This is a genomic window from Planotetraspora kaengkrachanensis (genome assembly GCF_016862895.1).
GTDB classification, from domain to species: domain Bacteria; phylum Actinomycetota; class Actinomycetes; order Streptosporangiales; family Streptosporangiaceae; genus Planotetraspora; species Planotetraspora kaengkrachanensis.
Genome location: NZ_BONV01000017.1, coordinates 35259 through 60091, shown reverse-complemented (window position 1 = coordinate 60091; position 24833 = coordinate 35259). Strand labels below are relative to the sequence as shown.

General features: G+C 70.4%; 25 protein-coding genes. 14 read left to right on the top strand and 11 right to left on the bottom strand.

The annotated features are described in order from the left end of the window. The first annotated feature begins 36 nt into the window (after positions 1-36). Complete coding sequence (locus Pka01_RS19565) at positions 37-768, top strand: SDR family oxidoreductase (protein ID WP_239115133.1); 732 nt, start codon at positions 37-39, stop codon at positions 766-768. Between the two features lie 76 nt (positions 769-844). Here the strand turns inward: Pka01_RS19565 and Pka01_RS19560 are convergent, their stop codons facing one another. Then, entirely contained in the window at positions 845-1621 is a 777-nt protein-coding gene (locus Pka01_RS19560) for an aldo/keto reductase (RefSeq protein ID WP_203884251.1), read from the bottom strand. 229 nt (positions 1622-1850) lie between these two features. Between Pka01_RS19560 and Pka01_RS19555 the strand changes: the two genes are divergently transcribed. The 4 genes from Pka01_RS19555 (at position 1851) to Pka01_RS19540 (ending at position 6073) form a co-directional block, all read left to right on the top strand. Next, positions 1851-2510 (top strand): RNA polymerase sigma factor, encoded by a 660-nt coding sequence (locus Pka01_RS19555; protein ID WP_239115132.1) that lies wholly within the window; start codon positions 1851-1853, stop codon positions 2508-2510. Positions 2511-2557: 47 nt separating this feature from the next. Next, on the top strand, positions 2558-3331 hold the full coding sequence (locus tag Pka01_RS19550) for a hypothetical protein (RefSeq protein ID WP_203884250.1): 774 nt from the start codon (positions 2558-2560) through the stop codon (positions 3329-3331). Between the two features lie 217 nt (positions 3332-3548). After that, positions 3549-5027, top strand: coding sequence for a M48 family metallopeptidase (locus Pka01_RS19545; protein ID WP_203884249.1), 1479 nt, complete (start codon positions 3549-3551; stop codon positions 5025-5027). Between the two features lie 56 nt (positions 5028-5083). Continuing rightward, on the top strand, positions 5084-6073 hold the full coding sequence (locus Pka01_RS19540) for a DUF8094 domain-containing protein (RefSeq protein ID WP_203884248.1): 990 nt from the start codon (positions 5084-5086) through the stop codon (positions 6071-6073). A 76-nt stretch (positions 6074-6149) separates the two neighbouring features. Here Pka01_RS19540 and Pka01_RS19535 read toward each other — a convergent pair whose 3' ends face one another. After that, complete coding sequence (locus Pka01_RS19535; protein WP_203884247.1) at positions 6150-6713, bottom strand: TetR/AcrR family transcriptional regulator; 564 nt, start codon at positions 6711-6713, stop codon at positions 6150-6152. Between the two features lie 61 nt (positions 6714-6774). On the opposite strand from Pka01_RS19535, the gene Pka01_RS19530 reads away from it, so the two are divergent. Further along, on the top strand, positions 6775-7554 hold the full coding sequence (locus Pka01_RS19530; protein WP_203884246.1) for an SDR family NAD(P)-dependent oxidoreductase: 780 nt from the start codon (positions 6775-6777) through the stop codon (positions 7552-7554). A 120-nt stretch (positions 7555-7674) separates the two neighbouring features. On the opposite strand, the gene Pka01_RS19525 is transcribed toward Pka01_RS19530, so the two are convergent. Continuing rightward, positions 7675-8085, bottom strand: a complete 411-nt coding sequence (locus Pka01_RS19525) for a hypothetical protein (protein ID WP_203884245.1) — start codon at positions 8083-8085, stop codon at positions 7675-7677. Positions 8086-8285: 200 nt separating this feature from the next. Here Pka01_RS19525 and Pka01_RS19520 point away from each other — a divergent pair, with 200 nt between their 5' ends. The 3 genes from Pka01_RS19520 (at position 8286) to Pka01_RS19510 (ending at position 11911) form a co-directional block, all read left to right on the top strand. Then, a complete protein-coding gene (locus Pka01_RS19520; protein WP_203884244.1) occupies positions 8286-8723 on the top strand; it encodes a Fur family transcriptional regulator in 438 nt (145 codons plus the stop codon). Between the two features lie 31 nt (positions 8724-8754). Continuing rightward, entirely contained in the window at positions 8755-10980 is a 2226-nt protein-coding gene (katG, locus tag Pka01_RS19515) for a catalase/peroxidase HPI (protein WP_203884243.1), read from the top strand. A gap of 154 nt (positions 10981-11134) precedes the next feature. Continuing rightward, complete coding sequence (locus tag Pka01_RS19510) at positions 11135-11911, top strand: isocitrate lyase/PEP mutase family protein (protein ID WP_203884242.1); 777 nt, start codon at positions 11135-11137, stop codon at positions 11909-11911. Between the two features lie 99 nt (positions 11912-12010). On the opposite strand, the gene Pka01_RS19505 is transcribed toward Pka01_RS19510, so the two are convergent. The 4 genes from Pka01_RS19505 to Pka01_RS19490 form a co-directional block, all read right to left on the bottom strand. Next, complete coding sequence (locus Pka01_RS19505; RefSeq protein ID WP_203884241.1) at positions 12011-12577, bottom strand: hypothetical protein; 567 nt, start codon at positions 12575-12577, stop codon at positions 12011-12013. 277 nt (positions 12578-12854) lie between these two features. After that, a complete protein-coding gene (locus Pka01_RS19500) occupies positions 12855-13727 on the bottom strand; it encodes an alpha/beta fold hydrolase (RefSeq protein WP_203884240.1) in 873 nt (290 codons plus the stop codon). 125 nt (positions 13728-13852) lie between these two features. Further along, a complete protein-coding gene (locus Pka01_RS19495) occupies positions 13853-14800 on the bottom strand; it encodes an RNA polymerase sigma factor (protein WP_203884239.1) in 948 nt (315 codons plus the stop codon). 122 nt (positions 14801-14922) lie between these two features. Next, positions 14923-15879 (bottom strand): helix-turn-helix transcriptional regulator, encoded by a 957-nt coding sequence (locus Pka01_RS19490; protein ID WP_203884238.1) that lies wholly within the window; start codon positions 15877-15879, stop codon positions 14923-14925. 39 nt (positions 15880-15918) lie between these two features. On the opposite strand from Pka01_RS19490, the gene Pka01_RS19485 reads away from it, so the two are divergent. The 3 genes from Pka01_RS19485 to Pka01_RS19475 are packed head-to-tail and all read left to right on the top strand — an operon-like array spanning position 15919 to position 17272. Continuing rightward, positions 15919-16398, top strand: a complete 480-nt coding sequence (locus Pka01_RS19485; protein WP_203884237.1) for a hypothetical protein — start codon at positions 15919-15921, stop codon at positions 16396-16398. Beyond that, on the top strand, positions 16395-16844 hold the full coding sequence (locus Pka01_RS19480) for a hypothetical protein (RefSeq protein WP_203884236.1): 450 nt from the start codon (positions 16395-16397) through the stop codon (positions 16842-16844). Before Pka01_RS19485 ends, Pka01_RS19480 begins: the two co-directional genes overlap by 4 nt. Positions 16845-16897: 53 nt before the next feature. Next, on the top strand, positions 16898-17272 hold the full coding sequence (locus tag Pka01_RS19475; protein WP_308442255.1) for a VOC family protein: 375 nt from the start codon (positions 16898-16900) through the stop codon (positions 17270-17272). A 9-nt stretch (positions 17273-17281) separates the two neighbouring features. On the opposite strand, the gene Pka01_RS19470 is transcribed toward Pka01_RS19475, so the two are convergent. After that, positions 17282-17878 (bottom strand): DUF4240 domain-containing protein, encoded by a 597-nt coding sequence (locus Pka01_RS19470; protein ID WP_203884234.1) that lies wholly within the window; start codon positions 17876-17878, stop codon positions 17282-17284. Positions 17879-17960: 82 nt separating this feature from the next. Here Pka01_RS19470 and Pka01_RS19465 point away from each other — a divergent pair, with 82 nt between their 5' ends. Further along, positions 17961-18602, top strand: a complete 642-nt coding sequence (locus Pka01_RS19465) for an STM3941 family protein (protein ID WP_203884233.1) — start codon at positions 17961-17963, stop codon at positions 18600-18602. Here Pka01_RS19465 and Pka01_RS19460 read toward each other — a convergent pair. Beyond that, the gene (locus Pka01_RS19460; RefSeq protein ID WP_203884232.1) at positions 18545-19099 is read right to left on the bottom strand and encodes a hypothetical protein; all 555 of its coding nucleotides are present in this window, start codon (positions 19097-19099) and stop codon (positions 18545-18547) included. The two genes, Pka01_RS19465 and Pka01_RS19460, sit on opposite strands and share 58 nt — an antisense overlap. Positions 19100-19203: 104 nt before the next feature. Here Pka01_RS19460 and Pka01_RS19455 point away from each other — a divergent pair, with 104 nt between their 5' ends. Beyond that, entirely contained in the window at positions 19204-19803 is a 600-nt protein-coding gene (locus tag Pka01_RS19455) for a cupin domain-containing protein (protein ID WP_203884395.1), read from the top strand. Between the two features lie 8 nt (positions 19804-19811). Here Pka01_RS19455 and Pka01_RS19450 read toward each other — a convergent pair whose 3' ends face one another. Next, positions 19812-24212 carry a cation-translocating P-type ATPase gene (locus Pka01_RS19450; protein ID WP_203884231.1) on the bottom strand — a complete coding sequence of 1467 codons (4401 nt, stop codon included), beginning with the start codon at positions 24210-24212 and terminating at the stop codon, positions 19812-19814. Positions 24213-24383: 171 nt separating this feature from the next. Next, complete coding sequence (locus Pka01_RS19445; RefSeq protein WP_203884230.1) at positions 24384-24731, bottom strand: STAS domain-containing protein; 348 nt, start codon at positions 24729-24731, stop codon at positions 24384-24386. Positions 24732-24833 lie beyond the last annotated feature (102 nt).

Here is a 24833-nt window from a genome sequence, read left to right as displayed (position 1 = left end):
CATGACCCACGAACCACACGAACCGAAGGACACGAAGTGAGCGAGAAGATCGTCCTCATCACCGGAGCCAGCAGCGGAATCGGCGCCGCCACCGCACTGCGGCTCGCCGCGACGGGTCACCACGTTGTGCTCGGCGCCCGTCGCGCCGACCGGCTTGCCGCCCTGGTCGCCGCCATCCGCAAGGGCGGCGGCTCCGCCGAGCACATGGTTCTCGACGTGACCAGCCCGGACAGCGTCGACTCCTTCGTCCAGGCGGCCCACCGCCGGCACGGGCGCATCGACGTCTTCGTCAACAACGCCGGCGTCATGCCCCTGTCGCGCCTTGACGCGCTGCGCGTCGAGGAGTGGAACCAGATGATCGACGTCAACCTCCGCGGCACCCTGCACGGCATCGCAGCCGTGCTCCCCCTGATGCGCGCGCAACGGTCGGGCCACGTGATCAACGTGTCCTCCACCCTGGGCCACGACGTCGTACCCAACTCCGCCGTCTACAGCGCCACCAAGTTCGCGGTCCGCGCTCTGGCCGAAGGGCTCCGTAAGGAACAACAGGACATCAGGGTCACCGTGATCAGCCCGTCGTTCACGGACTCCGAACTGAACACGCTGGGCGGCGATCCCGACACCATGGCCTGGGTGCGCACCATGGCGGACAAACTCAACATGCCGGCGGACACCGTGGCCGACGCCATCGCCTACGCGATCGAGCAACCCGCCTCCATCGACGTCAGCGAGATCGTCATCCGCCCCATCGCCGAAGCCGCCGCCTGACCCGATCGCACCCGGGAGCTGAACGACGTACTGCACGCGTCGGCGATGGCGCGGCCGAGACGCTTGGCCGAGCAGGTCAGCCGACTTGGGTGAGGGCGTCGATCGCGGTGACGTCTTCGGTTGTGAGGTCGAAGCCCTGCAGGTCGAAGTTGGCGGCGACGCGTTCCCGCTTGGAGGACCTGGGCAAGATCACGATGTCGTGTTCCAGGTGCCAGCGGAGGACGACCTGGGCGGAAGTGACCTCGTGCCTCTGGGCGATCTCGGTAAGGACGGGGTTGTGCAGGTCGGTGTTCTTCAGGCCGCTGTAGCCCTCGACGACCACCCCTCGGGTGCGGTGCTCCTCCAGCAGGGCCGGGTCGTGCTGCGCCGGGCTCCACGGAATCTGGTTGACCGCCGGCTGCCGTCCGGTGGCCTCGGTCAGCAGATCGATCAGTTCCGGGCTGTAGTTGCTCACCCCGACGTTGCGGACCAGTCCGGCGTCCTTGGCGGACAACATCTCCTGCCACGACGAGATGAGTTCGTCCTGGTCCGTCGGCCAGTGGATCAGCCACAGGTCCAGGTAGTCGGTGCCGAGCAGCCGAAGACTCGACTCCAGCGTTCGACGGGCATGCCGCGCGTCAGCCGGGCGGAGCTTGGTGGTGACGAAGACCTGCTCCCGGTCCAGGCCGCTGTCTTTCACGGCTTTGCCGACTTCCGCCTCGTTCTGGTACAAGGTCGCCGTGTCGACATGCCGGTAACCGATCTCGAGCGCCGCACGCACCGACTCGTACGCCTGCTCAGGCGCCAGCTGCCAGGTCCCAAAACCGATCAACGGCAGAGCAGTACCGCCAGGCAGGTTCACTGTCTTGGTCATGCGGAGCATTCTGCACCAACGCCCTGACTCGATCGACGGCCCCTAGCCGCCCACAGCACAGCTGTGGGACTCGGCTGTTAACGCGCGTGGTCAGCAACCGCCATCTCGAATTTGTGCATATAACTTCCACTACGAGCCGGTATGGCCCATCATTTCGCCGGTGCGTGATGCAGTCGGGTCAGGTGGGAGCGATGCTCCGGCTACTGACGTCGATCTGCGAAACAGGCTCGTGGCATCCGAGCCGGCGAAGGCGCCGACGGAGCCTCAGCGACTCTGGGCCGACCCGGCCGACCTGTCGGCTGCGGTGGCCGCCGCTCAGAGCGGCGACGAGGGCGCCTTCCGGGTGATCTACCGGGCCGCCCAACCTGGCCTGCTGCGGTACCTGCGGGTCCTTGTGGGCGACGACGCCGAGGACGTGGCGTCCGAGGCGTGGCTGCAGATCGCCCGCGACCTCGGGTCGTTTCGAGGGGACTCCGAAGGGTTCCGCGGCTGGGCGGCGACGATCGCGCGTCACCGTGCCCTGGACCACCTGCGCCGGGAGCGTCGCCGGCCCAGCCACAGCATGCCGATGGAGCAGCTGGCGGACCGACCGAGCGACGACGACACGGCTGGGTCCGCGCTGGACGCGGTGGCCTCCGACGCCGCGCTCGCGTTGATCGCGCGGCTGCCCCGCGACCAGGCCGAGGCGGTGCTCCTGCGCGTGGTGATGGGGCTGGACGCGCAGAGGGCCGGGCAGGTGCTCGGCAAGCGGGCCGGGGCGGTTCGGACGGCGGCCCACCGCGGGTTGCGCAAGCTGGCCAAGCTCCTTGAGCGCCCCGGTACGGCCCTTCCTGCCGAAACCGGCCACGGCGTCACCGGAGCCGCCGAAGAAGACGAGACGACGCAATGAACAGGAGGAGTGACACAAACGGGGGCTTCGACGCTGAAGGACATGAGATGAGCACACACCGATCTCACCGAATCGACCGGTTCACCGCGGAGCGGCTGCTGCGCGGTGAACCGGCCGGTCCGGATCGGCTCGCCGAGCTTCTCGCCGCCGCGGCCGCCCCGGCCGAGTACGGCGTGCAGGCCGGCGAGGAGGCGGCCGTGGCGGCCTTTCGTGAGGCCCATCTCATCCCCGCCCTTCAGCAAAGGAAGCAATCGATGATCAAGACGGCGCTGCTGAAATTCGTCACGCTGAAGGTGGCCGCCACCCTCGGCGCCACCGCCGTGGGCAGCGCCGCACTCGTCGCCGGTACCGGACACCTCCCCGAATATCTGGGCTTCGGCGTGCCGAGTGCCCGGCCGACTGCGACTCACGACGCAGGCAAGGCCCCCGCAGCCGGCGGACGCCTCCCTGGCGTCTCCCCGTCCGCGTCGCCGTCCCCGTCCACGCCCTCCCCGTCCTTGGCCGGCCTCTGCCGCGCCTACCAGGCCGGTGCCGGCGGCAACCGCGGCAAGGCCCTCGACAATCCGGCCTTCACCCGCCTGATCACTGTCGCCGGAGGCAAGGACAAGGTCGAGGCCTACTGCGCGGACCGCCTCAAGAGTGCCGGCAAGGGCCCTTCCACTCGTCCGAACGACGCGCCCAAGGACCACCCGAACGGTGCGTCCAAGGATCACCCGAACGGAGCGTCCAAGGATCACCCGAACGGTGCGACCAAGGACGACCCGAACGGAGCGTCCAAGGGCCGCCCGACGGACGCGCCGCCCACCCGCTCCGGCCACTAGCGCCACCCTGGACGGGTAGCGGCCTCCATCGTTCCGCCACTGCCGTCCGGCCGAGCCCGACGTGCCTGTGGGCGTGGAATGCGCCCCCGAGCCCATGCCGCCGGGCACTCCAGATCTGCGGATCGGGCCCTACCGCCTTCGAACAGTCGACTCCGATCCAACGTGCATCACCCCCATCAATTTCGAACACCTCTCCACATCCTCAAGGGAGCCTGACATGGTCACCGCGATGCGGGCAGCGCTGGCATTCGGCCTTCTGGCCGGGTTCTACGTGCTCGTCGCCGCCGTCCTCGGAGCGGCTGCGGTCTTCGACGTCGTCGCCGTCCAGCACCTCTCCTCCGGTGCACTGAAGATCGCCATTGTTCTCACGCTGGCCGCCCTGGCGTTGCTGCGCGGCCTCGTCCTGGTCAACAGGCGCAGACCGCACGCGGAGCCGGGCGTCGCCGTGGGCCGTGAGCAGGAGCCTGCGCTCTGGCGGACGGTCGAGGAACTGGCCGCGGTGGTGCGTACCCGGCCTCCGGACGAGATCCGGCTGGTCGCCGAGGTGAACGCGGCGGTGAGCGAGGACACGAGCTGGCTGGGCCTGCGGGCGGGCCGCCGCCGCATGTACATCGGCATGCCGCTGCTGTTGGCGCTCACCGCGGACGAGATGCGCGCGGTGCTCGGCCACGAACTCGGCCACTACAGCGGCGCGCACACCCGACTGGGGGCCCCGGTGTACCGCGGCCGCATCGCCGTCCTCGCCGCGGTCCAGTCGCTGGGCAACCACGCCTGGATCCAGAAGATCTTCTTCGCGTACGCCAAGCTCTTCCTGCGCGTCTCCCAGACCGTTTCGCGCACCCAGGAGCTGGAGGCCGACGAATTCGCCGTCACCATCGCGGGCCGCGACGCCGCCGCGAACGCCCTGCGTAAGGTGCACGGCACCGACGACGTGTGGAACCTGTTCATCGACAGGTACGTCGGCATGACCGGAATGGCGGGAAGCCGACCGGCGAACCTGTTCGGGGGCTTCCACGCCCTCGTGAACGCTCACGTTACGGAGATCGCCCAGGCGGACGGGGCAGGCGAGCAGACCAGTCCGTACGACTCGCACCCGAGCCTGCGGGAGCGGCTCGGAGCGATCGCGGTTCTGCCCGACCACCCGCGCGCACACGATGCCCGTCCCGCTCTGATCCTCCTCCGCGATCCGGCGGTCGCCGCGAACGCCCTGGAGCAGACCTTCTGGACCGAGGAGGCGCTCCGCCTGCGCCCGCTGCCCTGGGAGGAGCTGGTCGCCAGGGGCATGTACGCGGCTCGCAACGAAGAGCCGGTGCACGACCTGTCGGTCGCGGGCCAGCGGGTCGTCGGTGCGCACCAGCCTTTCCTGGACGCCGCCCTTGAGGCCCTGGCGCGGAACCAGTCCGCCGCCCTCTACGACGAACTGGTCCGGCTGAACTGGCAGCAGTCACCGAACCTGGTGCCCAATGTCCTGGCCCGCGCGATCGAGGGCGTACTGATCAGTCACGGCAAGGCCCGATGGACGTTGTCCTGGACGGGCCCCGCCAAGCTGCTCGACCCGGTGGGCAACGAGGTCGACCTCAACCAGTACGCCGCGCAGGTCGTGGCCGATCCCCTGATGGTCGCGGGCCTGCGTGGCTGGCTCGCTCAGCTGGGCATCCCCGTCGACTTCCGCCCCCCGACACCCGTCGGCAACTGACGCAAGAAATTTCCTGAAAGGCAGAAAAGGTGCGCCTCATCCTCGTTTCCGCAGTCGTGGCCCTGCCCCTGGTCGTCGGTGGATGCAGCTTCATCGACGGCGGCAAGCCCGTGTCCGCCAGCAAACCGCCGGCTCCGCCGCCGTCGCCGACTCCCGCCCTCAGTGAGAAGGCGGCCATGACGGCACTCCAGCGCTACATGCTGGGGATCAACGCCGCCAACGGCAAGCTGAACAGCGGCCTGGCGAGCAAGGTGGAGGTCGGTTCCGCGCAACAGGTCCACAACGCGCAGTACAAGGTGTTCAAGCAGAACAGGTTGAAGATCAGACCGGTGAAGTACACGGCGGGGCTGGCCGCGGCGCCGAAGTTCTCCGGGTATCCCAAATGGTTCTTCGCCGCGGCCACCGACAGCGGATCCAAGCCCGCCACCCGGGACATCCTGCTGTTCGTCCAAGAGAAGGCGGGCGCTCCGTGGCGGGTGGCGTACGCGCCGTTCTCGAGGACGGCGACGGGACCGATAGCCTCCGGAGTCGACGTCGAGGACTTCCCCGACGTGGTGCCGGCCGGGGACCCCGGCCTTGTGGTCTCACCGGGCAAGGTCGCCCCGGCGCTGGCGGACGTCATCACCCGTGGCACCCGCAGCACCTGGGCGAAGCAGTTCACCCTCGGCAGGCTGGTAAAGGCCCAATACCAAGGACTCCTCGCCACCCGCAAGGCGTACGTGGGGAACAACTGGACCGGGACCAGCAAGGCGGTCGCCGCCACGACCCCCGTCTACGCCGTCCGCACGAAATCAGGTGGCGCTCTGGCGTGGTTCGGAGTCGACGTCAAGGCGTCCTATCGCGGCAAGGCCAACGCCGCGGGCATGACGTGGGAGAGCTCCGACTTCGGCGACTTCCAGAAGGGCTTCGGGATGCCCTCGACGGTCAGGTCGTCCATCACGAGCGTGGAGCGCAACGAGATGCTGGCCTACATCCCTCCGAAGGGCAAGGGAAAGGTTCAGATCATCGCGAACCGATGGTTCCCGGTGTCGGCGAAGGGTCAATGACGCATCCGGTCGACCAGACCGAAGGCCCTCGGAGTGATCCTCCGAGGGCCTCGTCCGGTGGTGTGCGTCGGTGAACCTAGGGGTGCAGGAGCAGTGTGAACAACTGCTCCAGCGTCCGGACGAGTGCCGCCTCGTCGGCGCCGTTCAGAGAGGTGCTGCCGATCACCTTGCGCATCAGCCAGAAGCCCGCGACGACGGACAGGGCCATGGCCGCGCGTTCCGTGCCACGTGACTCAGGGGCGACGTCGAGCACGTGAGCCTCGACGTGTTTCTCGATGCCGGCCCGCAGGATCTCCGCGGCCCGGGGGTTGGGTGCCGAGCGCAGCATGAGCAGGAACGGGTCGAGGTCGTCGGCGTGCGGGGCGGTGCGCCGTACCAGTGCGGCCGCCAGGTCGCGGGCGAGGGTGGCCGGGTCATCGGTGAGGACGGTTCTGTCGGCCATGGACGCCTCCACCACTTCGGCGAAGAGCCCTTCCTTGGAGCCGAAGTACCGGTTGACGAGCATCGCCGTGACACCGGCCGTCTGGGCGATCTCGCGCACTCCGATGCCGTCGTAGCCGTGGCGGGTGAAGCCCTCGACGCCGGCCCTCAAGATGGCATCCCTGGTGGCGACGGCGTCACGGCGTCTGGGGGCAGTCATGTATACGAGTGTAGAGTTAAGTTATGTCTACGAGTGTATACATGAGGGAAGGGGCAGTTCAATGGACGTGAATCTGACCGGCCGCCGGGCGCTCGTGACCGGGTCGAGTTCCGGACTCGGCGAAGCGATCGCCCGCTTGCTCGCGACCGAGGGCGCCGACGTCGTGGTGCACGGGCGGGACGTGGTTCGGGCCCGCACGGTGGCGGCGGACATCGGCGCGGTCGCCGTGGCGATCGGCGATCTCGCCACGGACGAGGGCGCCGATGCGGTGGCCGCCACCGCGGGCGAGGTCGACATCCTGGTCAACAACGCCGGCACGTACGACCACAGTGGCTGGGACGATGCCACCCCGCAGGTGTGGGTCCGGACGTACGAGGTCAACGTGGTCTCCGGGGTGCGCATGATCCGGCGACTGGTGCCGGGGATGCGCGAGCGCGGCTGGGGCCGGGTGATCCAGATCGGCGGCGGCCTCTCGTCGCAGCCCACGCCGATGCTGCCGCATTACAGCGCGTCGCTCGCCGCGCGGCACAACCTCGCCGTCTCCCTGGCACGGGAGTTGAAGGGCACCGGTGTGACGTCCAACGTGGTGTCCCCCGGTGCGATCCTCGTCGACTCCGTGGAGAGGTTCCTCACCGAGATGGCGCCGGAGCGGGGATGGGGGGAGTCGTGGGAGGAGATCGAGCGCAACGCCGCCCGTGACTTCGTTCCCAACGACTTCGGTCGATTCGGCCGTCCCGAGGAGATCGCGGGCGCCGTCGTCTATCTGGCCAGTCCCTATGCCGACTATGTCAGCGGTGCCACGATCCGCGTGGACGGCGGCACGATCCGCTCGGTGATCTGACCGGCGATCAGGAGCGCGGCGGACGAAGCGGGGTCGTGGCGATGGGACCGAGGTCCCCGCGTCGCCGGGTGGCGAGTGGGAGGCGGCCCTGCCCCCGAGCAGGGCTTTCGCGTCTCCGGCCTAGTAGTCGGGGCAGAGGTGCTTGCGCACCGCCGCGAGGATCAGTTTGTTCTTCGCGGCGCCGAAACCGTCCGGGTGGTCGGGCGTCTTGAACCGCTTGGCGGTCAACCCGACGAGCTTCGCCTGCTCCTTCGGCCAGTCCTTGACCGAGACGCACTGGTCGCGTCCGTGATTCACGATCTCGGTTTCGTCCTGGTCGCCGACGATCTCGGGGTCGATCGCCTTGAGCGCGGCGATGTACTTCGCCTGGGTCGCCTCGTCCGGCATCGGCGGCAGGCCGGTCACCGAGGCGATGCTGGCGACCACGACGGACGGCGCGCCGGAGGGGGCGTCCTCGGCGGTCGTGTCGGAACCGCAGCCGGACAGTGCGGTGAGCGCCACGAGGGCCATGAGCGCAAGGGGGGGTCTCATGGATCGCGACAGTACGCATTCGCTTACTTAAGGGCGAGATGTTGTTACCAGTCCGATACGGCCTGACGCCGGGTCCGGACAGTGCGTCATGTCGGGGCGATCGGGCGTGCGGTGACGGGGCACTCCGGCTGGCGCGACCACAAACTTGGATTATTCGTTCTCTTGGATAGTTCGTGTTTATGGCGGTAAGGTTTGGCGTCATGACCGCACCCAAGACTCCGACCAGCGCCGAGGAGTTGCGCGGGGCAGGACTGCGGGTGACGGCCGCCCGCGTAGCACTGCTCGAGACCGTCCGGGACGGTGATCACCTCGGTGTCGAGGCGATCGCCACCGGGGTGCGTGATCGCGTAGGCCACGTCTCCCTGCAAGCCGTGTACGAGGCCCTGCACGCGCTCACCGCGGCGGGACTCGTCCGCCGCATCGAACCGGCCGGCAGTCCGGCCAGGTTCGAGGGACGCGTCGGGGACAACCACCACCACGTCGTGTGCCGGTCGTGTGGTGCAGTCGCCGACGTCGACTGCGCGGTCGGCCATGCGCCGTGCCTCACCGCGTCCGACGACCACGGCTTCTCGATCGACGAGGCCGACGTCATCTACTGGGGCCTGTGCCCCGACTGTTCCACCGCCCGCAGTTTCTGATCACGTGATCCGCTAGTTCAGAAGGATTTCCATGTCTGAGAACAATGACGCAATCGTCACAGACGAGAAGACGGAGGGCGGCGGCTGCCCGGTCGCGCACGGGCGCGCCTCGCATCCGACCCAGGGCGGCGGCAACCGCCAGTGGTGGCCGGAGCGGCTTAACCTGAAGATCCTCGCCAAGAACCCCGCCGTGGCCAACCCGCTCGGCGAGGAGTTCGACTACGCCGAGGCGTTCAAGGGCCTCGACCTTGCGGCCGTGAAGCAGGACATCCTGGAGGTGCTCACCACCTCGCAGGACTGGTGGCCCGCCGACTTCGGCCACTACGGACCGTTCATGATCCGCATGGCGTGGCACAGCGCGGGCACCTACCGGATCAGCGACGGCCGCGGCGGCGCCGGCGCAGGTCAGCAGCGGTTCGCCCCCCTCAACAGCTGGCCGGACAACGGCAACCTCGACAAGGCCCGCCGTCTGCTGTGGCCGGTCAAGAAGAAGTACGGCCAGCAGATCTCGTGGGCCGACCTCATGATCCTCACCGGCAACGTCGCCCTGGAGTCGATGGGCTTCAAGACCTTCGGCTTCGCCGGCGGCCGTGCGGACGTCTGGGAGCCCGACGAGGACGTGTACTGGGGCCCCGAGACCACCTGGCTGGGCGACGAGCGCTACACCGGCGACCGGGACCTCGAGACTCCCCTCGCCGCGGTCCAGATGGGCCTCATCTACGTCAACCCGGAGGGCCCGAACGGCAACCCCGACCCGCTGGCCTCCGCCCGCGACATCCGTGAGACGTTCCGCCGGATGGCGATGAACGACGAGGAGACGGTCGCCCTGATCGCGGGTGGCCACACCTTCGGCAAGACCCACGGCGCCGGCCCGGCGGACCACGTCGGCGTCGCCCCCGAGGGCGGCTCGATCGAGGACCAGGGTCTCGGCTGGAAGAGCAGCTACGGCACCGGCAAGGGCGCCGACGCGATCACCAGTGGCCTCGAGGTCACGTGGACCAGCACGCCGACCCAGTGGGGCAACGGCTTCTTCCACAACCTGTTCGCGTACGAGTGGGAGCTGACCAAGAGCCCCGCCGGTGCGCACCAGTGGGTGGCGAAGGACGGCGCCGGCGCGGGCACCATCCCCGACGCCTACGACGCGTCGAAGAGCCACGCCCCGAAAATGCTGACCACGGACCTCGCCCTCCGCGTCGACCCGGTCTACGAGCAGATCTCGCGTCGCTTCTACGAGAACCCCGACGAGTTCGCGGACGCCTTCGCCCGCGCGTGGTTCAAGCTGACCCACCGTGACATGGGCCCGGTCGTGCGCTACCTCGGCTCGGAGATCCCGTCCGAGACGCTGCTCTGGCAGGACCCGCTGCCCGCGCTGACGCACGAGCTCGTCGACGCCGAGGACGTCGCCTCCCTCAAGGGGCAGGTCGTCGCCTCGGGACTGTCGGTGTCCCAGCTCGTGTCCGCCGCGTGGGCCTCGGCCTCGTCCTTCCGCGGCAGCGACAAGCGCGGCGGCGCCAACGGCGCGCGCATCCGCCTCGAGCCGCAGAACGGCTGGGAGGTCAACGACCCCGACCAGCTCGCGACGGTGCTGCGCACCCTGGAAGGGATCCAGGAGACCTTCAACGCCGCCCAGACCGGTGGCAAGCGGATCTCGCTCGCCGACCTGATCGTGCTCGCCGGCGGTGCGGGCGTCGAGCAGGCCGCCAAGGCCGCCGGCTTCGACGTGGAGGTCCCCTTCACGCCGGGCCGCGTGGACGCGTCGCAGGACCAGACCGACGTGGAGTCGTTCTCCGCGCTCGAGCCGGCCGCCGACGGCTTCCGCAACTACCTCGGGAAGGGCAACCGCCTGCCCGCCGAGTACCTGCTGATCGACCGGGCGAACCTGCTCACCCTGAGCGCCCCCGAGTTGACGGTCCTCGTGGGCGGCCTGCGCGTCCTGGGCGCGAACGCCCAGCAGTCGCAGGTCGGCGTCTTCACCGCGACCCCCGGGTCGCTGACCAACGACTTCTTCGTCAACCTGCTCGACCTGGGCACGACGTGGAAGGCGACGTCCGAGGACGCGAACACCTTCGAGGGTCGCGACGCCGCGGGCGAGGTCAAGTGGACCGGCAGCCGGGCCGACCTCGTCTTCGGGTCGAACTCCGAGCTGCGCGCGGTGGCGGAGGTCTACGCGAGCGATGACGCGAAGGCGAAGTTCGTGAACGACTTCGTCGCGGCGTGGGCCAAGGTCATGGACCTCGACCGCTTCGACCTCGTCTGATCACTGCCGTCTGATCACAGATGTCTGATCGCTGACGTCCAGGCCGGCCCGCGGCGGCCGGCCTGGACGTCCTCGTTCCGGAGACGGTCCGGGGCACGGGAAACGCCGCCGCACTTCCATCGCCGCCGAAACGACCGGCGCCTAACGTGGCCGGATGGCTATGACCTTCCGCGAACTCCACTACGCCGACAGGCCTCTGGTCCTTCCCAACGCCTGGGACGTGCCGTCCGCACTGGCGTTCCTCGACGCCGGCTTCGCGGCGATCGGCACCACCAGCTTCGGTGTCGCCTCCAGCCTCGGCCGCCCGGACGGCGGCCGCTCGACGCGGGAGGCGAACCTCTCCCTCGCCCGCGCGCTGTCGCGGCTTCCTTGTCACATCAGCGTGGACGTCGAGGACGGCTACGCCGACGAACCCGACCAGGTGGCCGAGTACGTCGCGGCGCTCGACGTGGCCGGGATCAACATCGAGGACAGCTCCGCGGGGAGACTGACATCCCCGGACGCGCACGCCGCGAAGGTGGCGGAGATCAAACGCCGCCGCCCCGGCCTGTTCGTCAACGCCCGCGTCGACACGTACTGGCTCGGCCAGGACGCCACGGTCGACGCGACGCTCGACCGCGCGGCCCGTTACGTCGAAGCGGGCGCCGACGGAGTCTTCGTCCCGGGCGCCGCGGAGCCGTCCGTGCTCCGTGAACTGGCGGCCGGCATCGGGGTTCCGCTGAACGTGCTCGTGGTGCCTGCGCTTTCGATCGACGAGCTCGCCGGAGTCGGTGTCCGCCGCGTGAGCACGGGCTCCCTGCCCTACCGCGTCGCGATCGACGCCGCCGCCGAGGTCGCGGTCGCCGTCCGTGACGGCCGGGCCGTCCCCGCGGCTTCGCCGTATCCCGACATGCAGGCCCGGCTCATCCGTTACGAGCAGGCCCCGGGCTGATCCCGGCAGCGCGTCCGCCCCGGGAGGAGCCCGGGCCGAGGGCCGCTCCCGATCATCGGAAGCGGCCCCCGACTCTCCGTACGGCGTCCGCGGCGCGGATTACGGCGTGGGCCCGCCCGCCGTGCCGACGAGCGCCGGGCCGGTGGACTGCGCCGTCTGGCCGGTCGTCTGAGTCGTCTGCGTCGTCTGAGTCGTCACCGTGGTCTGGCCGGTCCCCTGGCTCGTCGTCCGGGTCGTGCGGACGATCACCGGGCCGGTGGTCTCCGTCGTGGTCCGTGTCGTACGCACGAGCACAGGCGTGGACGTCCTGGTCGTGCGGACGAGCACGGGAGCGGGCATCGTACGGACGAACACCGCGCGCGGCCACGGGCTGCCGATCTGGGCGTGGGCGCTGAGAACCAGCGAGGCCCGGGTCTGCTGCGTGGACGTCGTGGCCACGGGGACGCAGTCGACCTGCGGGCACGGCGTGGTGAAGCACTGCTTGGGCGAGGCCACGCAGGTGTAGCCCTGCGGGCACAGCACGGCCGCGCACGCCGACGGGCTGTCCGGAGCGCACATCGCGTGCGTCCGCGACGCGGAACCTGAAGAGGCCGCCCAGGACGACGACGCGGACAGTCCGACCGCGAGGGCGGCGACCGCCGTGGCCGTAACGAGCTTGCTGATCATCTTTCCCCCGAGACTGATTGAAGCCGACGAGTCATGATCGCTCGGGAAGTCTCCGCAGGCCAGGAGGCCCGCTCAAGGCGTGGCGCACGGTGTCGCGATCGCCGGGAGGCCGCGCGCGACGCGGGAAGGCCGACTGGGCCGGGGCTTGCGCACTCCCGTCCGGGCGCGTCGCGGACGTGCACGAGACGGATCCTTGACGATCTCGGAGGGACGCCATGGTGACGTCCCTCCTCCCGGAGCCCGGTCGCCCGGGGCGATCGAGTGCCGCGGGCGATCGTCAGGCGCGGGCGAACTCGGCGACCACGCGGTTGAACGTCTCCGGCTGCTCGAGGTGGCCCATGTGGCCGCTCTCAGAAAGGACGGTCAGCCGCGAACCGGGGATGCCCTCGTGCAACATCGACGCCCAGCGCGTCCCGCAGATGAAGTCGTGCGCACCGGTGACGACCAACGTCGGGAGCTCGATCGAGCCGAGCCTGTCCCGCACGTCGAAGGGCGCGGGCTCCTCCCCGCGCTGCGGGTCGATCCACGCCCGCAACGCGGCGCGCATCGGCTCGAGCGTCTGCTCGTGCGCCCAGTAGTCGTCGAAGTAGGCGGGCAGGACCCGGCGGAGACCGTCGGTGAACGCCTTGTCGTCGGTCGCGCCGACGGCGTCCTGGAACGCCTGGGGGATCTCGGCCGCCTCCCGCCGGTCGGGGTGCCGCTCGGGGAAGCGGTTGACGTTGGCCACCGCGTCGGCCCAGAACTCCGGGCCCGTGACCGGCGACGTGGCGAACAGGATCAGTCCGGCGAGCCGATCGGCATGATCCAGCGCGTACCGCTGAGCGACGAATCCGCCGTGCGAATGACCGAGCAGGAACACCTTCGGCACGCCGAGGTGCTCGACCACACCGTGAACGAACCGGGCGTAGGTGTCCAGCCGATACTCGCGCGGGTCGTCGAGGCGACCGGAGGCCCCGGTGCCGACCGGCTCCAGGTAGACCATGGTGAGGTGTTGTTCCAGGCCCGGCATCCGCAGGTACTCCCATTCGATGCCCGGCCCCCCGGAGTGCACCACGCACACGGGTCCGGTGCCGGCGACGTGGAAGACCTGCCGGACCCCGTCGATGCTGATCTCCCGCGTCCCCGGTGAAAGCGCGGCGGTTGCACTCATGTCATGTCCCCTGACGTCGTGGCCCGCCGGACGGCGGACCTGTGCTGACGTCATCCGGATGCGGCACCCCGGCAGGAAGTTCGGTCGGGCCGCCGTCGATTTCTCAGCCCGATCTCAGCCCGATCTCAACCCGCGGCCTCCATCGCCGGTCGCGGGTGGAACAGCCGGAGTTGCTTCACCCGGCCCTCGCGAAGGACCTGCAGCCAGACCACGCCGGGAGGGCAGTGGGCCGGGTCGTCGGGCGGGCTGATCAGGTCCGCCTCCCAGATCGTCAGGTCCCGGCCGGCCACCACGTCGGTGAGGCGTTGCCGTACGCCGAAGGAGAGGTCGCGCTCCATCGCCCTGACGGCGACGTAACGGTCGCGGCCGAGCAGGTGGCCGCCGGGCGCGACGAACTCGGCGTCGGGCCACCAGTGCTCCTCGACGACGCCGGCGAACTCGCCCTTCTGCGCCTGCGCCATCATCTCCTCGGCCTCCTGGCGGCGAGCAGCGGCGAACGACGCCGCGTCGTCGTGTGCTCGGTCGGCCGTGTCGCGCAACGCGTCGGCGAGCTTGGTCCTCGCCTGGCTCAGCCGGCTGCGTACGGTGCCGATCGGCACCCCGCACAGAGCGGCGATCTGCTCATAGGACGACACGTCGCTGAAATAGCGCAGGAGGGCCACCATGCGCACCGGTTCGGACAGTTCGCCCACCGCGTGCCAGACCCAGTCCCGCAGCGACCGGTGCTCCAGCAGTTCCTCCGGCGTCGGTTCGCTGGACGGCGGAGCCAGGGCCTCCAGGTCGCCGAACGGCATGGCGCTCGATCTCCTCAGGCGCATCCGGCACTCGTTCCGTACGATCGCGCGCAACCACGGGCCTGCCGCCGCCGGATCCCGCAGATCGCCGATCCGCCGGACCGCGGTCAGCATGGCGTCCTGGACGGCGTCCTCGGCGTCGGGCCCGTATCCGAGCATGCTCAACGCGACCGCCCGCATGCCGGCCTGGTGTCGCGACACGAGCAGTCCGAGGCAGGTCGCGTCCCCGTCCTGGGCCGCACGCACCAGGTCCACATCCGATTCCGCGCTCGACGACACGCTGTTCCCCCTTCCGGGCGCTCGGCACCCCCCGACCAGATGCGGGCGCCGATCGGAAAGTTCGATGCCTCCTGAATCCGGCCGAAGCCGCACGGCAATTATGGGCCAAATGTCCGATTTTCTCAGCCTGGGGCGTACCGGGCGGCCAGAGCACGGGACGTCGCAGCGAGGCGGGCGCGCAGTTCCGGCGGCCCGAGGACCTCGACCTCGGCGCCCATGGCGAGGAACGTCCCGTGCGCGTGGTCCTGGGATTCGATGGGCAGGACCGCGCGGATCCAGCCGTCCGCCTCCTCGGTCCCCGTCTCGGCCAGTGCCTGTGCGGCCGCGCCGGTGAGACGGGACGCGGCCTGCGGCGCGAGGCGGACGATCGCCTCCCCCCGCCGCAGACGGGAGTGGAAGTCGGCCTGGTAGCCCTCCCAGTAGGCGCCCAGATCGAAGTCCTCGGGTGGAGCGAACTCCTCGTCCCGCACGTCGAGGGCGAGGATCTGGTCGACCCGGTAGGTGCGCGGCCCCGGCCCGGCAACGACGTACCAGCGCCCGGCCTTGAGCACCAGGCCGTACGGTTCCAGTCGCCTGTCCACGTCGGTCGGCGCCTTCCAGCGGCGGTATCGCACGTCGAGCACGCGGCTGTTCCACACCGCGTCCGCGACCTGAGGAAGGTGGGGCACCTCGTCGTCCTGCGCGTACCAGCCGGGGGCGTCGAGGTGGAAGCGCGACCGCATGCGATCGGCCTGTGCGCGCAGCTCAGTCGGCAGCGCGGCACGCAGCTTGAGCTGGGCGGCCGCGAGAGCCGAGCCGAGGCCGAGCTCGGCCGCGGGCCCGGGTACGCCGGAGAGGAAGAGCGCCTCCGCCTCCGGTGCGCTCAGCCCGGTGAGCCGGGTGCGGTAACCGGCGACGAGCTGGTAGCCGCCGGAGTGCCCGGCGTCCCCGTAGAGAGGCACGCCCGCCGCGTGCAGCGACTCGACGTCGCGGTACACGGTCCGCACGGACACCTCCAGCTCCGCCGCGAGCTGGGCGGCGGTCATCCGGCCCTTCGTCTGCAGCAGCAGGAGGATGGACAGAAGGCGGCTCGACTTCACTGACACAAGATGGCAGTGGAGCGGCCCTAGGGTCCAGCCATGGCTTTCGCAGAGAAACTGGTGTGGGTGCCGCCACCGGTCGAGGTGGGCGGCCGATTTGTGAAGCGGTACCACGTGTCCGCCGACCCGGCCGGCATCGATCCCGAGATCGAGAAGGCGGCCTACGCGATCCTTCCCGAGATCCTGCCGGAACCGGACGGCACGCCGCCCGCCACCTTCGTCGTCCTCCACCGGGGCGGGGACGACGGCGCCTACCTCAACGCCTACAGCTGGATGTGGGACAACGCCCTGCACTTCGCCGGCGCGGTGGCCGGCCAGTCGGTGCTCGGCTGCCCGGACCACGATTCCACCAACTTCATACGGCTGGCCGGCCCGCTGATCGGCTGTGTGTGGGAGTTGCCGCCGATCCTGCACGAACGCGACGCCTGGGTTCGCCACGTGTTCGCGTCCGACCACCCCGACCTCGACGCCTACCTCGCCGACTCGCTCCCCGAAGGCACCACAGGAGACCGCTCATGAACGACTTCGACTTCCTCACCGGCACCTGGGACGTCGCCAACCGCCGGCGGACGGACTATCTCGACGAGACGAGCGAGTGGGAGGAGTTCCCCGCGGTCAGCCACGCCTCACGGCACTTCGCGGGCGGCGCGAACTTCGACGAGATCGAGTTCACCACCAAGGGCTTCAGCGGGCTCACCATCCGGCTGTTCGACGTCGAGCGCGAGGAGTGGTCGCTGTACTGGTCCAGCTCGACGACCGGCAAGCTGTACCCCCCGGTGGTCGGCCGTTTCACCGACGGCAGGGGTGAGTTCCTCGGTTACGACACCTACGCCGGCAAGGAGATCCTGGCGCGCTTCGTCTGGTCGGGCATCACGGAGACGACCGCCCGCTGGGAGCAGGCGTTCTCCGTGGACGAGGGACAGACCTGGGTCACCAACTGGATCATGGAGATGACCCGCCGCTGACCCGGCCGATATCGATTGGACCGTGGTGTCGTGCCGAACACACAATGACCACCATGACCTCTTCCGTGCGACACGTGACAATCGACTGCGCCGACGCGTACCGGCTCGCCGTCTTCTGGGCCGAGGTGCTCGGCGGCTCGCTCGGCGAGGACGACAACCCCGGCGACCCGGAGGCGCTGGTGAAGACGCCGGGCGTCTCGCTGCTGTTCATCCAGGTGCCCGAGGGCAAGACGATCAAGAACCGGCTGCACCTGGACCTGCAGCCGCAGGACCGCACCCGGGACGAGGAGGTCGAGCGGCTCCTGACGCTCGGCGCGACCATGTTCGGCGACCATCGGCGTGAGGACGGCACCGGATGGGCGACGCTGGCCGACATCGAGGGCAACGAGTTCTGCGTCGAGCGCAGCGCGGCCGAGCGCGCGGGTTGAGCGGACGCGTCAGCCGTCCTCGCCGGTGAACTCCTCGCCGAGGAACAGGGCCGAGAGGCGGGGAAGGCGGCGGCGGTTCTCGTCGTCGTCCTCCACGTCCCAGTCCTCGCCGGACGCGCGGGCGGGCCGGTCCAGGTGCGGCACGGCGGCCTCCATCGCCGCGTCGAACGAGCCGATCTCGCCCATGACCCGGCCGTACGCCTCGCGCGCCAGGTACGAGAGGCCCTCGTAGCCGATCCACCCGCCGTTGTCGCGGCCCATCAGCTTCACGACCGGCAGGTCGGCCAGCGAGTCGGGATCGGCGACGGCGCGCGTGAACGTCTCCCGTCCCTGCAGGACGAGCCCGTCGCGGAAGTCCATGAAGCCGTCGTCGCCGCAGCCGCCCTCGATGAGGTACGCCGCGTTCCAGAGCGACCGGACGTAGGCGGAGTCGGTGACCCGGATCTCAAGCAGTGCGAACTCGATGATCTCGGCCGCGTCCAGTTCGGCGAGCAGATCCGTGAGAGCGCGCGGCAACGGGTCATCGGGGAGATTTCTGTCGTCGGCCCGGTCGCCGACGGCCGTACGTGCGCGCTCGATGAGCGTCCACCACGCGTCGATGTCCACCCGCGCCACCCTAGTGCGCGTTCGCGGTGAGATCATCCGATCTGTGCCCCGAGTGGCGCGCCAGTGCGAACGGAGGGCGGCGGTGGAGTTGCCGGACGACGGTGTACGGGAATGGCGCAGGTCCGTGGCGAAGGTGTTGCTGACACTTCTCGGCGTCGTCCCTTTCGTGATCCTTGGCGCATACATGGTGATCAAGTACATGGTGCTCGAGCCCGCAAGCGGGGACGAAATCGCCATCGGCTGCGTGGTGGTGCTGCTCTTCGTCCTCCAGGTCTACCGCTGGGTGCGGCCGCTCCTCGCCCGCGATCCCGTGGTCATCCGGGTGGGTCCTGCGGGCTTCCACGATCGACGGCTGACCTCGGAGCCGATTCCGTGGGAGGACATCGACGGCTTCTCCCGCCAGAGGTTGAGGGGGCAGGGGTCACTCGTCCTTCGCATGACGCGCGAGGGTCGGCGACGTCACATGCGATCGGCATCCATGTCCTGGTCGGCGAGGTTGGACGTCTGGATGCGCGCGGGCCCGTCCAGCGAGACGCGGGGCCTCACCCCGTCCTTCGACGACCTCGTCGCGGCGGTGTCCGAGCGGTTGCGGAAGAATCGCCGCCGAACCGCGGAATCCGCTCGGTCGGCGGCTCGGCAGGCATCGCGTTCACCGGGGTCGACGGCTCAGGCGCCGCGCATGGAGGGATCGCCGGGTAGCCCGACCCGGTCCGGTACGGCCTGAGGCAGCCCGCGCAGCCAGCCGTCGAGGTCGTCGGGCCACCACCGGCCGGGGGCGAGGTGCCCGAGCAGTTCTCCGACGGCCGCCGCGGACGCCGGGGCGGGCACGACGCGGGTCGGCGCGGCTCCGGCGAGCACGCCCAGCCACCAGTGGCGGCGGGTGGCCGGCAGGTCGTCGGGGTCGAGGACGACGTAGTAGTCGGGAAGGACGAGACGGTCGCCGCGCAGCCCGGTGAGGGCGGCCTCTATCGCGATCTCCAGCCCTCCGGTGGGTGCGGCGCCGTCGAAGAAGTCCGCCCAGGCGGTGCCGACGTCGCCGAGGGGATCGGCGTCGTGCACCACGTAGGTCGCCCGCGCGCGGGTCACCGACTCGGTCACGTCCGCCGCCGGACGTTCGCCGCGAGTGATCGCCCGCACGTTGTGCAGGCCGTCGAGCGCGGAGACCACGTCCGCCGCATGATCTCCCGCCACCACGACCACGGTGCTGCTCAGTCGCCGCATGAATCGGAGTCTAGGACCCCGGATCCGCCGATCTTGATCCGCGCCCGGGCAGGGCATGTGCCGTCCGCGCCGAGGCCTGCCGTACGATCGGCGGCGTGCTGGTCATGACCCTGGCCTCCTATCCCGGCGGGCCCTCAGTCTCCGCGTCCGACGACGCGGACGCGTTGCGCGTCGCAGGCGAGGCGTTCGAAGGTCCCGAGCCGGTCGTCGCCGTCGACGACGACGGGCGGGTCAGGTTCCTGCGCAGGGATGTGACCGGCGCGTACGTCGCGGTCCAGGAGCGACCGGTCGTCGCCGAGGCACTCGACCTGCTCCCGCATCCCGAGGGCGGCTGGTTCCGCGAGACCTGGCGGACGAACACGAGCTTCGAGCCGCCCGGCTATGGCGGCCCGCGTCAGAGCGCCACCGGCATCTACTTCCTCCTCAACCCGGGAGAGGAGTCGGTGTGGCACGTGGTCCGCTCGGACGAGGTCTGGTTCTGGCACCGTGGCGGCCCGCTGTCCCTCGTACTCGGAGGCGCCGGCGACCGGCCGGGCGAGGAGCGGACGATCACGCTCGGTCCCGAGGTCGAGCACGGTCAGGTGCCTCAGGCGCTCGTTCCCGCGGGGACCTGGCAGGCGGCTCGCCCGGCGGGTTCCGAGGGTGTGCTCGTGAGCTGCGTGGTGTCCCCCGGCTTCGACTTCGCCGACTTCCGAGCCGTCTGACGCCTAGATCAGGCGGCTTCGGGCTCCGGTTCCATCCTCGGCTCCTCCGACCCCGTTTCCGTCTCCGCTTCGCGTACGGCCTCGGCGATCGGCTGGAGCAGCACGCCGGCGAGCGTCGTGGCCGCCGCGCTTCCCAGGGCGATGGACCAGGCCAGCGGACCGAGCGGACGGGATCCGAAGAACCCGCTGACACCGGGGACGGTGACGATCGCCCACAGCACGCCGAGCGACGCCACGGCGGCCAGCAGGACGAACTTGTCCCTCCCGCCGTTGGTCAGGGTCTGCATCAGCTGCGCGGAGACGAGGGCGACCAGCCCGATCGTGTCCGCCCTGCCCCGGGTGCCGGTCACGCGTCCCAGCGTCCACGCGGCCGTTGCGGCCGTCGCCGTGATGGCGGCCCGCAGGTAGATGTCCCTGGTCAGCGTGGCTCCGAGTGACGCCTCCGGTCCTTCTGCCAGGAGCCTTTCCGGATCGGTCGCCGTGGGCGGCCTCACGGCCACCGCCATGGCCGGCACCATGTCGGTGAGCAGGTTGACCAGCAGGAGCTGGCGGGCGTTCAGCGCGCTCCGCCCGGCGAGCATGCTCGATCCCACCGTGAAGGCGATCTCCCCGATGTTCCCGCCCAGCAGGATGCTCAGCGCGTCCCTGACCGAGCCCCACATGGCTCTGCCTTCGACGATCGCGTCGACGATCGTCTCGATGCGATCGTCGGTGACCACGAGGTCGGCCGCGCCCCTGGCGGCGGGGGTGGCCCGCGTGCCCAACGCGATGCCCACGTCGGCCATGCGGATGGCGGGGGCGTCGTTGGCGCCGTCGCCCGTGACCGCGACGACCTCTCCTGCCTGGCGCGACAGGGTGACGATCCGCGCCTTGTGAGCCGGCGTAGCCCGGGCGAAGACCGCCACCTCGGGCAGCAGCTTCATCAGGGCCTCGTCGTCCATTTCGTCCAGTTCGGGCCCTGTCATGACGCGCCCGCCGTTCAACGCGTTGAGCTCGACGGCGATGGCCTCGGCGGTGCTCGGATGATCGCCGGTCACCATGACGATCCGGACGCCGGCGCGGACGAGCCGGTCGACGCTCTCCGCCGCCGTCGGGCGCACCGGATCGGCGAGGCCGAGGAAGCCCAGGAAGCAGAGGTCGTCGATGCGCGACTCGTCGAGGTCCCGCCGATCGGAGGCGGGCCGCTGCGCGACCGCGAGGACGCGGTCGCCCGCACGCGCGAGCCTGTCGACCTCCTGTTCCAGCGCCCGCCGCGCGGCGTCGTCACACGGGACCTGGCGCTTCCCGTCGAACATCGTGGTGCAGTGGGTGAGCACGATCTCGGGCGCGCCCTTGACGCTGAGCAGGTGTCCCGACTCCGTGCGACCGAGCACGGCGTGATAGCCGCGCCCGGGCTCGAACGGCAACTCGTCGACGCGTTCCCAGGTGGCCAGTCCCTCGCCCGGCGTCACGCCCATGCGCTCGGCGCCTTCGACGACCGCGCGGTCGGTCGGGTGGGCGATGACCCGGCCGCCGCCCGTCTTGGGACAGGCGCGCACGGCCGCGGCGACGACTCGCTTCAGCGCCTGAGACGGATCGTCGACGGAGCAGCTCTCCCGGCCGTCGGACACGTGTCGCAGGCTGATGTGCCCCTCCGTCAGCGTCCCCGTCTTGTCGAAGCACAGCACGTTCACCCGGCCGAGCGCCTCGATCGTGGACGGGTTGCGCACCAGGGCGGCGCGCTTCGACAACCGGCGTGCCGCGGCCAGCTCCGCGACGGTCGCCACGAAGGGCAGCCCTTCCGGCACGGCGGCGACGGTGAGGCTCACCGCCGGCGCGAGCGCGCCGGCCAGCGGCCGGCCCCGGAACAGGTCGGTGGCCAGCAGCACGAAGCCCGACGCGATCGAGACGGGGAGGATGCGCTTGCTCAGCTCGCGCAGCCTCAGCTCGACGCCGGTCGGCGGAGCGGCCTCCCCGGCGAGTTTCGCGCTGCGCCCCGACTCCGTCATGTCCCCCGTCGCGACGATCACCGCGCGGGCACTGCCCGCCGCGATCGTCGTGCCCTCGTACACCATCGAGCTCCGGTCGGCGACGGCGGTGGCGACCGTCGGCGAGGCCGTCTTGGTGACCAGTTGCGACTCGCCGGTGAGCGTCGACTCGTCGACCTCGAGACCGACCGCCTTGATCACTCGCGCGTCGGCCGGCACGGCGTCGCCGGCGCGCAACTCCACGACGTCGCCGGGGGCCAGGTCCTCCCTGAACGCCTCGACCGTCCCCTCAGGACGGAGCAGCCGCACGCGTACGGCGGTGGCCTCGGTGAGCCGGGTCAGCGCGCGGTCGGCCCTGGACCGCTGAACGCCGCCGAGGAAGGCGTTGATCGTCATGACGCTGCCGATCAGCACGGCGTCGAGGACCGATCCGATCAGGGCGGAGATGCCCGCCCCCGCCGCCAGGGCGGGCGTCAGCGGGTTCGCCAGCTCCTCGAACGTCGTGCGCATCAGCGACGGCGGACCCTGAGGCTCACCGTCGGGTTGCGCCTCCCTCCGCTGTACGGCTTCCGCCTCGGCGATGCCCCGGCTGGACGAGCCCAGCCGGGACAGGACGTCCTTGGCCGACATGGCGTGCCAGGGCGTGGTGTCGGCTCGCAGCGGCGCGGTGACCCGGCCGGCGCTCTGCCCGGCCCACTCTCCGAGGATCAGGGCCACGGCCGAGACGCCGGCGCTTACGAACTGCGCCCGGTTCAGCGCCGTCGTCTCGGGACCTGCGACGGCGAGCAGGCCGCCGACGACGCCCGCCGCGGCGCCGAGCCGCACGCCGTTCCTGCTGACCCGCACCGCGGTGGGCAGGCAGCTCAGCAGCAGGTGGACGCCCTCGGAGTGGCCCACCACGTCGGCGTCCCACGGCACGGGGCCCGATTCGCTCATGACGCCGACGCCGAGGTCGGCCTGGGCCAGCGCCGCACGACAGCCGCGCGACACCACCAGGACGCAGTGGCCCTCGGACTGGAGCTCGTAGACCGTGTCCGCGAGCTCGGAACCGCCGGGGGCGGTTCGTCCGACGGCGAGTCGCCGGGCGAGGCCTTCGTCTCCTCCCGCGAGGATCACGGTCGTCGCCGCCGCCTTGGCCTTGGCGACGACGGCTTCGGCCATGGAGTCGATCTCGTGGCCCAGCCCGACGACCGCGACGAGACTGCCCTGCCTGGTCACACCGATGGGCCGCAACCCGCGCTCCCGCCATGCGGAGGCCTCGGCCGGGAGATGCGCGTCCAGATCATCGAGTGGCTTCACCACGACGCCGTCCCCGGACCCGGTGGCGGTCGGATCGGTGAAGTCGATCAAGTTGTACAGCTGCGCGTACAGATCTCCGGTGTCCGTGCCGTCGCCGACGGGCACGAGCCGGTCGATCGTCCACGAGCCGGTTGTGAGGCTGTCCGCGTCGAGGACCACCGTGTCGACGCGGTCCATGGTGCGCAGGCAGGTGGCGTCCAGGACGACCATGTCATGCCGTCCGAGGGCGCGGCCGATCGCCCCGGAGAAGGCGTCACGGGTGACACCCGCGATCTCGGGGGTTGTCGAGATCAGGACGGACAGGGCCCGATCGCCGCTGCCCGTGAGCAGCCGGGTGACGGTGTACGCCCCCACGGTGGCCGGGCTGGCGAGGTCGGCGTAACGCTCGACCGGGCCGTGGGGCAGGGGGCAGGGCCGCTCCCGCGTCGGGGTCCTGATGTGCCGGTAGGCTCCGGCCTTCCGGGCGAGCCCCTCCTCGAGCTGTTCCCATGCGCGCCGTCCGGCCAGGGCCTCGACGTAGTGGCCGGTGGACACCATCGACTGAACGAGCAAACCGAGCGGCCGCAACGCCAGCGTCTGCGTCACCAGCGTCGCCGCGGTGAACATCGCGGTGGTGGCGCGATGGCCCAGGCGTCGGTCCAACTGCTCGCGCAGGGCCGGGGTGGAGTTCGCGAGATGCAGCACCGAGGGCACGAGGAGCGGCAGACGCGGAAGTCTGGCGGCCCTGCCCGCGAAGACCAGCCCGATCCCGCCGACGCCGGCGGCCAGGCGGACCGTCGCGCGCAGATGCTCCTCCCTCAGGCGGGCCGGCGCATGGGGGGCACGGTCCTCCTGATCGTCGAGCTCGGCGACGATCGCGATCAGCTCGTCCTCGTCGACCATCGCCGGGTCGCATCCGATGAATACGCTGCCGAGCCGTCCGTTGACCTCCGCCCTGTCCACCTGGGGGAGCGCACACAGCCGCCTCTCCAGCCGCCTGGCCGCGCGCTCGGTGCCGGGGGCGCCGATGCCGTGCAGGTCGATCCGCAGGCCGGCGGGACACGGCCGCACCTGGCGTACGGCCGGCACCACGTCCTTGAGAGGGTCGGGCAGCACGCCGCGCAGCAGCGTGGCCGACGTCGTGAGCAAGCGGGTCAGGAACATCCGCCCGCCCGGATGTCTGTCATGACCCCTCCTGGCATGAACCGGGGGGTTCGATGACGTGGACTCGAGCGGCCGTGAGGCCGTCGTTCCTACCTTTCCTCCATCGGGCACGGCAGAAACTCGCACCGGGCCGGAAATCGGGCGGACGGGGCTGTTCCTCGGTGGGGAGTCCTAGGTGATCGCGAAGGTGGGCCAGGCGAGCAGTTCGAGGACACGCTCGAGCCCGGGCTGGACGTTGCTCAGCCGCACCGGATGATCGACCGGGTCGTCGGACAGCAGGGCGAGGGTGCGCAGGCCGTAGAGGTCGATGAACTCCAGGTCCTCGACGTCGCAGGTCGGGGCGTGCCCACCGCCGTACAGCAGGAGCAGGGCCTTGATCGCGGCGTCGCTGTTGGTGACGTCGATCTGCCCGCTGAGCCGGATGCGGCCGCGGCCCGAGCACCGGATGCTGAGCTGGTCGTCGGTGTAGAGGATGTCCGGCGTCGAAGCCGGCGACAGGCGTCCGTGGACCTTCGTCATCGGGAAGTTCCGCCTTCCTGTAGTCGGGCGGACCTCTTCGAGCATCATCGCCTGCGACGACGCCTGTCAACCGATGCGCGCAACGATCTCCCTGACGGGGGG